General features: G+C 33.0%; 9 protein-coding genes and 1 pseudogene. 9 read left to right on the plus strand and 1 reads right to left on the minus strand.

The window, feature by feature from the left end; genetic code table 11:
* The first annotated feature begins 49 nt into the window (after positions 1–49).
* The 8 genes and pseudogenes from nifJ (NH286_RS01490) to NH286_RS01525 all read left to right on the plus strand — a co-directional run bounded on the left by nifJ (NH286_RS01490) (position 50) and on the right by NH286_RS01525 (position 13,184).
* Complete coding sequence (gene nifJ, locus NH286_RS01490; RefSeq protein WP_265236350.1) at positions 50–3,574, plus strand: pyruvate:ferredoxin (flavodoxin) oxidoreductase; 3,525 nt, start codon at positions 50–52, stop codon at positions 3,572–3,574.
* Positions 3,575–3,864: 290 nt separating this feature from the next.
* Positions 3,865–7,480: pseudogene (gene nifJ / locus NH286_RS01495) on the plus strand (pyruvate:ferredoxin (flavodoxin) oxidoreductase).
* A 281-nt stretch (positions 7,481–7,761) separates the two neighbouring features.
* Positions 7,762–8,115: an Asp23/Gls24 family envelope stress response protein gene (locus NH286_RS01500; protein WP_106460344.1), complete on the plus strand. Its 354-nt coding sequence runs from the start codon at positions 7,762–7,764 to the stop codon at positions 8,113–8,115.
* Positions 8,116–8,122: 7 nt separating this feature from the next.
* Positions 8,123–9,685 carry a DAK2 domain-containing protein gene (locus NH286_RS01505; protein ID WP_265236353.1) on the plus strand — a complete coding sequence of 521 codons (1,563 nt, stop codon included), beginning with the start codon at positions 8,123–8,125 and terminating at the stop codon, positions 9,683–9,685.
* Positions 9,678–11,669 (plus strand): ATP-dependent DNA helicase RecG, encoded by a 1,992-nt coding sequence (locus NH286_RS01510; protein ID WP_265236355.1) that lies wholly within the window; start codon positions 9,678–9,680, stop codon positions 11,667–11,669. Before NH286_RS01505 ends, NH286_RS01510 begins: the two co-directional genes overlap by 8 nt.
* On the plus strand, positions 11,669–12,211 hold the full coding sequence (gene rsmD, locus NH286_RS01515; RefSeq protein WP_199792147.1) for a 16S rRNA (guanine(966)-N(2))-methyltransferase RsmD: 543 nt from the start codon (positions 11,669–11,671) through the stop codon (positions 12,209–12,211). The genes NH286_RS01510 and rsmD overlap by 1 nt, the downstream gene beginning before the upstream one ends.
* Positions 12,208–12,690, plus strand: a complete 483-nt coding sequence (coaD, locus tag NH286_RS01520) for a pantetheine-phosphate adenylyltransferase (protein ID WP_106460341.1) — start codon at positions 12,208–12,210, stop codon at positions 12,688–12,690. The genes rsmD and coaD overlap by 4 nt, the downstream gene beginning before the upstream one ends.
* An 8-nt stretch (positions 12,691–12,698) precedes the next feature.
* Entirely contained in the window at positions 12,699–13,184 is a 486-nt protein-coding gene (locus NH286_RS01525; RefSeq protein ID WP_106460340.1) for an ATPase, read from the plus strand.
* A gap of 44 nt (positions 13,185–13,228) precedes the next feature.
* On the opposite strand, the gene NH286_RS01530 is transcribed toward NH286_RS01525, so the two are convergent.
* Positions 13,229–14,395 carry a nucleotidyltransferase family protein gene (locus tag NH286_RS01530; protein ID WP_265236357.1) on the minus strand — a complete coding sequence of 389 codons (1,167 nt, stop codon included), beginning with the start codon at positions 14,393–14,395 and terminating at the stop codon, positions 13,229–13,231.
* 144 nt (positions 14,396–14,539) lie between these two features.
* Here NH286_RS01530 and efp point away from each other — a divergent pair, with 144 nt between their 5' ends.
* Entirely contained in the window at positions 14,540–15,097 is a 558-nt protein-coding gene (efp, locus tag NH286_RS01535) for an elongation factor P (RefSeq protein ID WP_106460338.1), read from the plus strand.
* Positions 15,098–15,100 lie beyond the last annotated feature (3 nt).

A 15,100-nucleotide genomic window follows, 5' to 3' on the forward strand; every position in this document is an offset into this window, starting at 1 on the left:
AAAATATTTATGTCAATTTATTTCAAAATATGACGAGAAAGGATTTATTATGACAATAACTAGAGTCAAAAAAACTATGGACGGTAATACAGCAGCAGCTCATGTTTCATACGCATTTACAGAGGTTGCTACAATCTTTCCTATAACTCCATCTTCACCAATGCCAGAATACATAGACGTTTGGGCAGCAAACGGGAGAAAAAACATATTTGGTAAAGAAGTTATAGTAAAAGAAATGCAATCAGAAGGTGGTGCAGCAGGAGCTATGCACGGTTCTCTTGGAGCAGGAGCCCTTACTACTACATATTCATCAAGCCAGGGCTTACTATTAATGATTCCAAATTTATATAAGATTGCAGGAGAGCGTTTGCCAGGTGTTTTCCATATAGCAGCAAGAACAGTTGCAACCCATGCACTTTCAATCTATGGAGACCATTCAGATGTTATGGCTGTAAGACAAACTGGAGTTGCAATGCTAGCATCAAACTCTGTACAAGAGGTAATGGATCTTGCAGCTGTGGCTCACTTATCAGCAATTGAGGCAAGGGTACCTTTCCTACACTTCTTTGATGGATTTAGGACAAGCCATGAAATTCAAAAAATAGATATTTGGGACTATAAGGACCTAGCTCCACTAGTTGACTACGCATCTGTAAAAGAATTTAAAAACACTTCATTAAACCCAGAAAGACCTAAAACTATGGGTACTGTTCAAAAGAATATTTTCTTCCAAGCAGCAGAAGCATCAAATCCAATCTATGATAGGCTTCCTAACATAGTTGAAGATTATATGAATAAAATAAACGATTTAATTGGTTCTGATTATAAATTATTTAATTATTACGGACATCCAGAAGCTGATAGAGCTTTAGTTGCGATGGGTTCTGGATGCCAGGCTATAAGAGAAACTGTTGACTATCTAAATGCCAATGGACAAAAAGTAGGTCTTGTTGAAGTACATCTATACAGACCATTTTCTAAAGACCACCTTCTCAAAGTAATACCAAAGTCTGTTAAGAGGATTGGTGTTTTAGATAGGACAAAAGAAAAAGGCGCAGAGGGTGAACCATTATACAAAGATGTTGTAACAGCCTTCTTTGATGTAGAGGATAAACCTGAAATTATAGGCGGTCGATTTGGATTAAGTTCTAAAGATACAATACCAGCTGATTTTGAGGCGGCCTTTGACAACCTAAATAAGGACATGGTTAAAGATTTTACCCTATCAATCACAGATGATCTAACAAACAAGTCACTTCCTAGAACAGACCTTAGAATTAGACATGAGGGTGAATCAAGATGTAAATTCTGGGGCTTTGGATCTGATGGTACTGTTGGCGCTAATAAAGAAGCAATTAAAATTATCGGAGATAATACCGATATGTATGTCCAAGCTTACTTTGACTATGATTCTAAAAAATCAGGAGGCCTTACCGTTTCTCACTTAAGATTTGGTAAAGAGCCTATACTTTCAACCTATCTATTAGATGAAGCTGATTTTATTTCTGTCTCTAAACAAGCTTATGTTTATAAGTATGACTTGCTAGAAGGTTTAAAAGAAGGGGGAACTTTCTTATTAAATACTATCTGGTCAAAGGATGAACTAGATGACCATCTTCCAGCCTCAATGAAAAATTACCTAGCAAAACATAAAATCAATTTCTATATAATAGATGCAAGCCATATAGCAGAAAACATTGGTCTTGGTTCAAGGACAAATATGATTATGCAATCAGCCTTTTTTAATCTTACAGAAGTAATAGATGTAGATGATGCCATTAAATATTTAAAAGATTCTATAGTTAAAGCTTATGGTCATAAGGGTGAAGATATAGTCGCTATGAACTATGAAGCGGTTGATAAGGGAGCAAGTGCTTATGAAAAGATAGAAGTACCTGAATCTTGGCTAGATGCAAAAGATGAAGAAAAAGAAGAAGTAAAACTTCCTGACTTTATACAAAACATTGTAAAGCCAATGGAAGAACAAAAAGAAGACGAACTTCCTGTTTCATTATTTAAAGATCTAGATAATGGTGCTTGGGATACAGGAACAACTCAATATGAAAAACGTGGTGTAGCCTTAAATGTTCCAGAATGGCAAATTGACAATTGTATCCAATGTAACCAATGCTCATTTGTTTGTCCACATGCCGTAATAAGGCCATTCCTGGTTACAGAAGAAGAAAAGGAAAATATTCCAGCAGGTTTTGAAACTAAAAAAGCCATAGGCAAAGGACTTGAAGGATATGAATTTAGGATACAAATATCACCACTTGACTGTACAGGATGTGGAAACTGTGCAGATGTTTGTCCAGCACCAAATAAAGCCTTAATCATGAAGCCTTTTGAAGAACAAGTAGAAAAAGAAAAAGATAATTGGACCTATGCTCACGAAGAAATTGGTTATAAGGAAGAATTGATGGAGCCTACAACAGTAAAGGGTAGTCAATTTAGACAACCACTCCTAGAATTCTCCGGTGCATGTGCAGGATGTGGTGAGACTCCTTATGCAAGACTTGTAACCCAATTATATGGAGATAGGATGCTAATAGCCAATGCTTCAGGATGTTCATCTGTATGGGGAGCAAGTGCACCATCAGTTTGTTATGCTAAAAATAGTGAAGGCAAGGGACCGTCTTGGGCAAACTCATTATTCGAAGATAATGCTGAATATGGATATGGTATGAAGCTTGCTACAGATTCTAATAAGTATTTGCTAGAAGCCTATATGAAAGAATTTTTAGATTTAAATATTGATACAGACTTAAATGAAGCCTTTAAAGAATGGATAGAAAATAAAGATGATGTAAGAGGCTCAAAAGAAGCAACAGCTAAAATTCTAAACTTAAGAGAAGAAAAGATAGAGGATGAAAGAGCAAAATCCATACTCGAAGATATCTATGACCTAAAAGATTACCTTATCAAAAAATCAGTTTGGATTTTTGGTGGTGATGGTTGGGCTTATGATATTGGTTATGGTGGAGTAGACCATGTCCTAGCATCAGGTGAAAATATCAATATCTTAGTATTTGATACAGAAGTTTATTCAAACACAGGTGGCCAAAGCTCAAAGGCAACACCACTTGCAGCTGTAGCACAATTTGCTGCTTCAGGTAAAAAGGTAAGAAAGAAAGACCTTGGATTAATGCTAACAAATTATGGCTATGTCTACGTAGCTCAAGTTGCAATGGGAGCAAACCAAAATCAATGCCTAAAAGCAATAAGAGAAGCAGAATCCTATGATGGCCCATCAATTATCATAGCTTATGCACCATGTATAAACCACGGTATAAGGATAGGCATGGGCAAGAGTCAAAGAAGAGAAAAACAAGCGGTAGATGCAGGCTACTGGCACTTATGGAGATATGACCCAAGACTAGAAGATGAAGGGAAGAATCCGTTCCAATTAGATTCAAAAGAGCCAAGCGAATCATTCCAAGAATTTATCCAAGGAGAGGTAAGATATTCATCACTAAAAATATCATTCCCAGAAAGTGCAGATGAATTATATGAACAAGCAGAAAAAGCAGCAAAATCTAGGTACAATACCTACAAGAGACTAGCGGGAAAATAATTGCAAATTAGAGGGGCAGACTTAGGTCTGTCCTCTTGTTTTATGAGCATAGTATTATTCACTTTAGGCAAATAGCATATTTATTCATAAATATATGATTTAATAGGGCTTAAAATGAATATTTTACATAGATTATATTAGAGGAAATATGATATGATAATCATTATCAATTGAAAAATACTGAAAGATATAAGAAAATCTTTTTTTTTTCTCTTGACAATTAATGAAAAAATATTTATAATTATATTAGTGTTAACGATAATTGCTTATAATTATTTTAGGAGGTCTAGATGACAATTACTAGAGCAATGAAGACAATGGATGGTAATACTGCAGCAGCTCACGTATCATATGCGTTTACTGATGTAGCTACTATATATCCAATTACACCTTCTTCACCAATGCCAGAAAGCGTAGACGTTTGGGCAGCAAACGGACGTAAAAACCTATTTGGTCAAGAGGTAAAAGTTAAAGAGATGCAATCAGAAGCTGGTGCAGCAGGAGCTATGCATGGATCACTTGCAGCAGGAGCACTTACTACTACATATACAGCAAGTCAGGGTCTATTATTAATGATTCCTAACATGTATAAGATTGCTGGAGAAAGATTACCAGGTGTATTCCACGTATCAGCAAGAACCCTTGCAACACACGCACTATCTATTTATGGTGACCATTCAGACGTAATGGCAGCAAGACAAACAGGTTGTGCAATGATAGTTTCAAACTCAGTACAAGAAGTTATGGATATTTCACCAGTTGCTCACTTAGCAGCTATTAAAGGTAGAGTACCATTTATCAACTTCTTTGATGGATTTAGAACAAGCCACGAAATTCAAAAAGTTGAAGTATGGGATTACAAAGATCTTGCTCCAATGCTTGACTATGAAGCAGTAGAAGAATTCAAAAACCACTCACTTAACCCTGAAAGACCAAAACACATGGGTACAGCTGAGAAAAATATCTTCTTCCAAAGAACAGAAGCAAGTAACAATGCTTATGTAGATATAGTTGGTATTGTAGAAGACTACATGAACCAAATCAACGAAAAACTTGGTACAAACTATGGTCTATTTAATTACTATGGTGCTGATGATGCAGAAGATATCATTATCGCTATGGGTTCTGTATGCCAAACAGCTAGAGAAACAATCGACGTTTTACTAAAAGAAGGCAGAAAAGTAGGACTTGTAGAAGTTCATCTTTACAGACCATGGTCTGCAGAACACTTACTAAAAGTTATACCAAAATCAGTTAAGAAAATAGCTGTTCTTGATAGAACAAAAGAAAAAGGTGCAATCGGTTCACCACTATACTTAGATGTTAAAGCAAGCTATTATGATTGTGACGAAAGACCACTTATAATCGGTGGTATCTACGGCCTATCATCAAAAGATACAATTCCTGCAGATGTTAAAGCTGTTTATGATAATCTTGCTAAAGATGAACCAAAACATGACTTTACACTATCAATTACAGATGATGTTACAAACAAATCACTTCCAAGAGATGACTTCAAAGTTAGACACGAAGGTACAAGCAGATGTAAATTCTGGGGCTTCGGTTCAGATGGTACTGTAGGTGCTAACAAACAAGCTATCAAGATTATAGGTGACAATACAGACATGTATGCTCAAGGATACTTTGACTATGACTCTAAAAAATCAGGTGGTCTAACAGTATCTCACTTAAGATTTGGTAAAGAACCTATTCTTTCAACATATCTATTAGATGAAGCTGACTTTATTTCTTGTTCAAAACAAGCTTACGTTAACCAATATGACCTACTAGCAGGTATTAAAGAAGGTGGTACTTTCTTACTAAACACTGTTTGGTCAGTTGAAGATCTTGAAAACCGTCTTCCAGCTAAGATGAAGAGAGCTCTTGCTGAAAAGAACATTGATTTCTATATCTTAGACGCAAGCCATATAGCACAAAATATCGGTCTTGGTGGAAGAACAAACATGATTATGCAATCAGCATTCTTTAACTTAACAAAAGTTATACCAGTAGAAGATGCTGTAAGATTCCTAAAAGAATCTATCGTTAAATCATACGGTCACAAGGGTGAAGATATAGTTAACATGAACTACAACGCTGTAGATCAAGGACTTGAAGCACCAATCAAAGTAGAAGTTCCAGCTGAATGGAAAGATGCAGTTGATGAAGTTAAAGAAGAAAAAGAACTTCCAGAATTCATTAAAAACATCGTTAAACCAATGCTTGAACAAAAAGAAGACGATATACCAGTATCTGCTTTCGTAGGAATAGAAAATGGTGAATTCGAATCAGGTACAACTGCTTACGAAAAGAGAGGAATCGCTCTTAACGTACCAGAATGGCAAATAGATAATTGTATCCAATGTAACCAATGTTCTTATGTATGCCCACACGCAGTAATAAGACCATTCCTAGTTACAGAAGATGAAAAAGCAAATCTACCAGAAGGTTTTGATACTAAAAAAGCAATCGGTAAAGGTATGGAAGGATATGAATTTAGAATCCAAGTATCTCCACTAGATTGTACAGGCTGTGGTAACTGTGCAGACGTATGTCCAGCTCCAAAGAAAGCTCTACTAATGAAACCTTTCGAAGAAGAAGTAGAAAAAGAAAAAGAACACTGGGAATATGCACATAATGTAATTGGCTACAAAGAAAGCTCTACTAATGAAACCTTTCGAAGAAGAAGTAGAAAAAGAAAAAGAACACTGGGAATATGCACATAATGTAATTGGCTACAAAGAAGATGTTATGGATCCTATGACACTTAAAGGCAGCCAATTCAAACAACCATTATTCGAATTCTCAGGTGCTTGTGCAGGTTGTGGTGAAACACCATATGCTAAACTAATTACTCAATTATTCGGAGACAGAATGTATATAGCAAACGCTACAGGATGTTCTTCAATTTGGGGAGCTAGTGCACCAGCAATGTCATATACTAAAAACCTTGCAACAGGTAAAGGTCCAGCTTGGGGTAACTCACTATTCGAAGATGCTGCTGAATATGGTTATGGTATGAAACTTGCTACAGAAGCAAATACACATATCCTAGAAGATAACATGAACAAATTCCTAGAACTAGGACTTGATTCAGCATACAACGAAGCATTCAAAGCTTGGCTAGAAGGAAAAGATGATGTTAAAGCTTCTAAAGAAGCAACAGCAGCTATCCTAAATGTAAAAGAAGATTTAGCAAATGAAGATGCTAAGAAATACCTAAACAATATACTAAAACTTCAAGACTACCTAATCAAAAAATCTGTATGGATTTTTGGTGGTGACGGTTGGAGCTATGATATCGGATTTGGTGGTGTAGATCACGTACTTGCAAGTGGTGAAAATATCAACATCTTCGTATTCGATACAGAAGTTTATTCAAATACAGGTGGACAATCTTCTAAAGCTACACCTCTATCAGCAGTAGCACAATTTGCTGCAGCAGGTAAAAAGGTTAGAAAGAAAGACCTTGGTCTAATGATGACATCTTATGGATATGTATACGTAGCTCAAGTAGCTATGGGTGCTAACCAAAACCAAACTCTAAAAGCTATTAGAGAAGCAGAATCTTATGATGGACCATCTCTAATCATAGCTTACGCTCCATGTATCAACCATGGTATTAGAATTGGTATGGGTAAATCACAATTTAGAGAAAAACAAGCAGTAGCAGCTGGTTATTGGCATCTATGGAGATTTGACCCAAGACTTGCTGAAGAGGGCAAAAATCCATTCCAATTAGACTCTAAAGAACCTACAGAATCATTCCAAGAATTCATTCAAGGTGAAGTAAGATACTCATCACTTAAGAGATCATTCCCTGAAACAGCTGATGAACTATATCAACAAGCAGAAAAAGCTGCTAAAGAAAGATATGAATCTTACAAGAAATTAGCTGGCAAATAAAAAATAATATAAGCAAGAGAAAATCGCCTTTTAGGCGATTTTTTCTTGCCTAAATACATAATTCCTATAATTTATAAATATATAATATATATAATTATAGGTATATTCTTATCAGTAGTAGGAATTTATGGTATAATGAATTAAAGGAATACTTACAAAGCTTTGATAAAATTAATTTACTCTTATCTTTGATAGTAGGTTTAGTTTTATAGATATTTTTATAAATATCAATTCAATCTTTTAAGTACAATCGTTAATACTTATATTTATGTGGAGGTGTTATGACAATTAGATATGTAAATAATTTAGGAAAAATAACAATCGATGATTCCGTTATTGCTAATATTGCAGTAGCAAGCGTCATGCAATCTTATGGTGTTGTTGGACTTGCAAGTAGATCAGCAAAGGATGGTATATATAAACTCTTAGGTGTAAATAACATGCAAAGAGGAGTTAAGGTTATAAGAAGGGACAATGGTACAGTAGCAATATTTATATCTCTATTTTTAGAATATGGTATTAGAATACCGGTAGTATGTCAAAATATAATCGAAAATGTTAAATATAATATAGAAAACTCTTTGAATGTAAATGTTTCTGAAGTAAATATCTATGTCCAAGGAATCAATAGATAGGAGAAATATGAAAGTTATTGATGCAAATAAGCTCCAACAAATGGTCATTGGAGCCTTTAAATATTTAGAAGAAAACAAATCATTAGTTGATGAGCTAAACGTATTTCCGGTTCCAGATGGAGATACAGGAACAAACATGACCATGACAATGAAATCTGGTGTTGATAAGGTTAATACATCTGCTTTATCAAATGTATACGAAATTTCAAAGGCCCTAAGCCAAGGCACTCTTATGGGAGCTAGAGGAAACTCTGGAGTAATCTTATCTCAACTTGTAAGAGGTATGTCAAAAGCTCTAAAAGATAAAGAAGTGATAGAAGCAAGTGATATAAAAGAAATCTTTATAAATGCTTCTAAAACTGCTTATAGAGCAGTTATGCAACCAACAGAAGGAACAATTCTAACAGTAGCAAGAAAGATGGCTGAAAGAGCAGAAGAGTCCTACTCAGAAGATATAAATTTAGATGATTATCTTATAGATATTATTGGTGAAGGACAGAAGGCTTTAGATAATACACCAAAACAACTGCCGGTTTTAAAAGAAGCAGGTGTAGTTGACTCAGGTGGTCAAGGCTTGCTATTCTTACTAAGGGGAGCATTAAATGCACTAAATAATGATATCGATAGGGATATAGACTTATCAGATGAAAACGAAGAAGAAAAGAATTATAAGCTATCGTTTAGTCTTTCATGTAAGGAATCTGACTATGAAAAAATAATTGATTCCATTACAAATCTTTCAAGTCACCTCGATTCAGAATTTAATAATAATGTAATTGAGGCAAGCTTACAGACAGATCATCCTCATCAAGTTATATCTATATTATTACTAGATGGAGTTTTGTTAAAGGTTGAAATTGAAAACACTAACCCGGAAATCGCTAAAGAAGAAAAAGAAGTTAAGCTTAAAAAATATGGCTTTATAGCAGTATCTAGGGGTGATGGATACGACGATATTCTTAAGTCAATGAATATTGATAAGATAATTTCAGGCGGCCAAACAATGAATCCTTCTACAGAGGATATCTATAAAAATATAGAAGAAATAAATGCAGAAAATATTATTATTTTCCCTAATAATAAAAATATAATTATGTCTGCTAAGCAAGCTTGTGATCTAACAGATAAAAATGCAATGGTTGTTGAAACAAGATCAATACCAGAATCTTTCACAGCTATGCTAGAATTTGATGAATCAGAATCAATAGAAGAAAACATAGAAAACATGGCTGATGTAATTAGTGATATGCATACAGCAGAAGTTTCTATATCCATTAGAGATACAAGCGTGAATAATGTAGAAATCAAAAAAGATGATTTTATCGGAATTCTTGATGGAAAAATCGTGGTAAGTACTGATAAAATCGAGGAAACATTAAGACTTGCCTTAGAAAAAGCTATTGAAGAAGATCAAGATATATCATTAATTACTCTATATTATGGTGAAGAAGCTGATAAGAAAAAAGCCAAAGAACTTGTTAAAAAGCTTTCTAAGGACCATAAGGATATAGATGTTGAACTAATCTACGGCGGACAGCCAGTATATTATTACCAAGCAACCCTTGAATAAGGAATTAACAGACCTAAGAGGTATTGGCCCTAAAAAGGCCAAGACTCTTAACAAGCTTGATATATACACAGTCAGTGATTTATATAATTTTTATCCCAGAGCATATGAAGATAGGAGCAAAAAAATCCTAGCTAGTCAAGCTAGAGGAGATAGAGCCTATTTCTTTGTTTGGAAATCTGTGTCCAAACCATATTTTAAAAAACTTAAAAATGTCTCCTTATCTTATATGTATTTTGAAGATGAACTTGGGAACAAAATTAGGGTTGTGTGGTTTAACGATAGGTTTTCCATTAGAAGTATCGAACTTAATAAAAAATATAAATTCTATACCAAAGTGTCCTTAAAAAAAGGATTTTATGAAGCTATAAACCCTATTTTTGAGGGACTTGGAGGAAATGAGATAGGTGGAATTTATTCCATCTATCCATTAACAAGTGGTCTGAGCCAGAAAAACATAAGGGCTTTTATTAAGGAAGCTTTATCTTTCTATAATCAAGACGAAGAGCTATTAAATCAAGCCAATAGGGATCAATGTAATCTTTTATCTAGACAAGAAGCCTTAAATATTGTTCATTTTCCTGATAATGTTAATGATTTATTGAGGGCAAAGTCTGATATAAAAATACTAGACCTTCTTAAAGAATTGATATTTTTGTATCATATAGGCAAAAATGCAAAGATAAAGCAAGATATCAACCTTAGCTATAAATTAGATAATATTTTAGGAAGGCTTGATTTTGCTTTAACAAAACCACAGCTAAGATCACTTAATGAAATACTTTCTGATTGTTCAGGTAAATATGCTATGAATAGGCTCTTGGTTGGGGATGTAGGCTCTGGTAAAACAATAGTTGGCATTATAGCCATGATTGTATTTGGCTTAAGCTCATATCAATCAGCTATGATGGTTCCAACAGAGGTTTTGGCAATCCAACAATATGAAAAATATAAAGATTTAATTGAGTCTTTTTCTCTAAATGTTGCACTTTTAACAGGTTCTAGCAAAGATAAAGATGAAATAAAAGCTAAACTATTAAATGGCGATATAGATATAGTAATAGGAACCCATGCCTTAATACAAGCTGATTTATTATTTAATGATTTAAGACTGGTTATAAACGACGAACAACATCGTTTTGGTGTTAAACAAAGACAAGCTCTTGCTAAAAAAGGACAAGCTGTAAACTATTTAACAATGACAGCCACTCCTATCCCAAGAACCCTATCTTTAAAGATAAATCAGATGCTTGATTTAAGTGTTATAAATGAACTGCCTATGGGTAGAGAAATAATTGATACCCATATAATAGTGCAGGATAGAGAAAAAATCCTTTTTGAACAAATCTCTAAAAATTTAGAAGATGGTAGACAAATCTATGTTGTAAGTAATAATATAGATTCTGATGATGATAATTCAGTAGAAAATCTTTATAAGAGATACAAAAAACAATTCAAAAGCTATAGGGTAGAAATCCTTCATGGCAAACTTAATTCTGAAATTAAAGAAAGTATACTTAGTGATTTTTCAAGTGGTATTATCAATATTTTAATATCAACAACTGTAATAGAAGTTGGTATAGATGTAGCTAATGCTAATATAATTGTAATTTATAATGCAAATAACTTTGGCCTATCTCAGCTGCATCAATTAAGAGGCAGGGTAGGAAGAGGTCAATATAAGTCATATTGTTATCTTGTAAATAAGAATGCTGATGCTAATCTTAAACTTAATATTTTAGAGAAAACAAATGACGGCTTTGAAATTGCACAAAAAGATTATGAGTTAAGAGGAGGAGGAAAGATTCTCTCTCTTATTCAACATGGTAAAAATCTCTCAGAGATAGAATACCTAAACATGACCCAAGAAGAAACTGACAGAAGCTTTGAGATTTTTGACTACTTAAAATCGATTGATTTTAAGGGTGTTAATATAGATTTCATAAAGAAATTTTTTGATGAAGATAAGGATATTATTTTAAACTAATGAAAGTAGTAGCAGGGAAATACAAAGGCTTTAATCTAGCTAGTCCAAAATCAAAAACATCTAGACCTACAGATAACAAGGTAAAGGAAGCAGTATTTGATATGCTATATCCTTTTAAAGATAATTTTCTCGCTCTAGATTTGTTTGCAGGTACAGGACAAATGGGAATAGAATTTCTCTCAAGGGGAGGGGCCGAAGTATATTTTAATGAAAAGAATTATTCTAATTTTTCAATATTAAAACAAAATATAGAAAAAATAGGATCAGACAGAGCCGTATTAATTAAAAACGATTTTGTTAAAACTCTTAAAAACTTAGGGCAAAAGAATCTTAAGTTTGACTATATATTTCTAGATCCACCTTATGAAAGTGATTTTTTAGATAAAGCTCTATTTTATATTAAAGAATATGACTTATCCAGTGAAGATGGTATAATTATAACTGAATCGAGCATGGACTTAGATTTTTCAGAAAAATATGACCTACATATATTAAAAGATAAGTCCTATGGAAGGAAATATATTAAAATATATACAATATGAAAATAATTTATCCAGGCAGCTTTGACCCACTAACAAATGGCCATATGGATATGATTAAGAGATTATCAATTCACTTTGACCATGTCATAGTTGCAGTTATTAGAAATGAAAACAAAAACTCTCTATTTTCTCTCAAAGAAAGAGAAGAGATAATAAGAGAGGCTATAAAAGAAGAAAAATTAGTTAATGTAAGCATAAAATCCTTTGATGGCTTACTAGTTAATTTTGCTAAAAAAGAAGATGTTAAACTTATAGCTAGAGGACTTAGGGCTGTCACAGATTATGAGTATGAAAAGAATATAGCTAGAGTAAATTCAACCTTATATGAAGGGCTTGAAACTATATTTCTACTAAGTAATCCTAAATATTCCTTTGTATCATCTAGTGGTGTGCGTGAGATAGCTGCCTTTAAGGGCGATGTATCAGCCTTTGTAAGTACAAGTGTCGAAAAGAGAATTAAAGATAAATATAATTATTAGGAGGAAGTATGGCAAACAAAATAACTGATCTTATCTACGAGATGGAAGACATAATGGAAGAAGCAAGCTCTGTACCATTTTCAAAAAAGGTAGCAGTAGATCCTGATGAAATTTATGATGTACTTAATGAGATGAAAGATTCTTTACCAGAAGAAATCAAACAGGCTCAATGGGTAACAGATGAAAAAGAAAGAATTTTATCCGAAGCAAGCAATGAAGCTGATAGTAGATTAAATCAAGCTGAAGGTGAAATTAAAAATTTCAAGGAACAAGCAAAAAGCCAATTCCAAAGAATGGTTAGTGAACATGAAATCACTCAACAAGCTAGGGCTGAAGCTGATAGAATCTTACAAGAAGCAGCTGCTGAAGCTAAACATATCAAGGCTCAATCATATGAGTATGTAGATAAACTATTCTCAGGTTCTATAGATAACTTTAGCGGCCTTGTTCAACAATTAGAAAAAATTAGAAATAATTTATTAGAAAATAAGTAATTAAAGACGTCCAAGACATAATAATTATGTTGCTTGGACGTTTTTTACTTAAAAGGTTTATTATTATGAATATAATCATAATTTATCTCTCTTTCAATAGCTAGATTATAGAGATTGGAAGAATTTATCATTTTTTCATAAATTTTAAAATTATTTTGATCCAATATTTTTGAATCAGCCTTATTTATAACTATATCAACCTTATCGTTGAAATTATTAAATATTTTGGTTGCCTTTCTATTGTAGGCCAATATTCTTATAAAATGAATATCTATATAATTAAGTCTAAAGCTATTATCAAGAATATAATTAAGGATAAGCCTTCTTACTCTTGATTTAGTATACCTAAGACTTGTGGCCTCATTAATAAAATCATCAAAAGTCCTGTTTCTATCTACAAGTTTTATTAGATGGTTTTCAATCCCCTCTTCATAACCGATAATATCTGTCATAGCTTTTTTCTCAACAATTAGCTTATAGGTAAAAATTTTATAGAAAAAATCATCGTTAATTCTATCATAATTTTTAAAAAAATCAGAAAAATTCTTAAAAGATGTTCTAGGCATAAGTTTACTTATATCGCCGGAAATATTATTTCTAATAGCAGTAGATGAGGCATAAAATTTATCATTAATCGTTTTATCCTTATTAAGGCTTCCAACTCTACAAATTGGGTATGGGATAATTTTAGACTTTAATTTATCAATTGCCTTCATATATTCGAGAGCTAAAATATTGTTGGCTGAAATAAAATCATCGCCTACAAGCTTAGAAATAGCACTGTTAAGGGCTTTTGTATAGGATATACCATTTGAAAGGTACTTTTTAAGCTCTTGATTAATAAAGTTATCATTATTTATTACGATTTTAGCTTTATCTAAAAAATCTCTTTCATCTAGTCTTTCAATCCCAAAACATAGGTAATCAATTTCCATTTTATCTAGAATTTCTAAAGATTTTAAGGCGAAAAATTCTGCGGCTTGTAAACTAATGAAATTAGGCATTTCAATTACTAGATCAAAACCATTTTCAACAGCAGTTTTTGCTCGTGTAAATTTATCAACGATAGCCGCTTCACCTCTTTGAACAAAATCACCACTCATAAAAGATATGGCTAAGTCACATGCCAAGTCTTCTTTAGCTTTATCAAGCAAATATTTATGACCATTGTGGAAAGGATTAAACTCTGAGATTATAGCAAGTTTTTTCATATGCACCTCTTTTTATTTATTATACTTATAAGCTTGATTTAATACATCATTCTTATATGTAAAATGATAAAAGCAGATGAATAAAATTTTCAATTAGCTCTTATATATGGTATAATAATGTAAGAATATAGCCAAGGAGGAATTATGATATCAGCTAACGATTTAAGAAAAGGTGTAACATTTGTATATGATGGGGATGTATATCAAGTTGTAGATTTCCAACACGTAAAACCAGGTAAGGGTGCAGCATTTGTTAGAACCAAAATAAGATCAGTAATGAATGGTGGAGCAAAGGATGTAACATTTAATCCTAATGAAAAATTTGAAAATGCCGTAATTTCTACAAAAGAAATGCAATATTTATACAATGATGGTCAACTATATTATTTTATGGACCCAGAAAGCTTTGAACAAATCGGTATAGAAGAAGAAGCAGTTAAAGAAGCAATAATTTATGTAAAAGAAAATGACAGTGTACTTATTAAATTTTATGAAGGCAAACCATTTTCAATTGATCCACCAAACTTTGTAGAGCTTAAGGTAGTAGAAACAGAACCAGGTGTAAAAGGTGATACAGCTACAAATGTTACAAAACCTGCAACAGTTGAATCTGGCGCAGTTATAAACGTGCCAATATTTGTAAACGAAGGTGATGTGATCAAAATAGATACAAGAAGTGGAGAGTATCTATCTAGAGTATAGGAG

This window comes from Anaerococcus sp. NML200574, from assembly GCF_026131665.1.
GTDB classification, from domain to species: domain Bacteria; phylum Bacillota; class Clostridia; order Tissierellales; family Peptoniphilaceae; genus Anaerococcus; species Anaerococcus kampingae.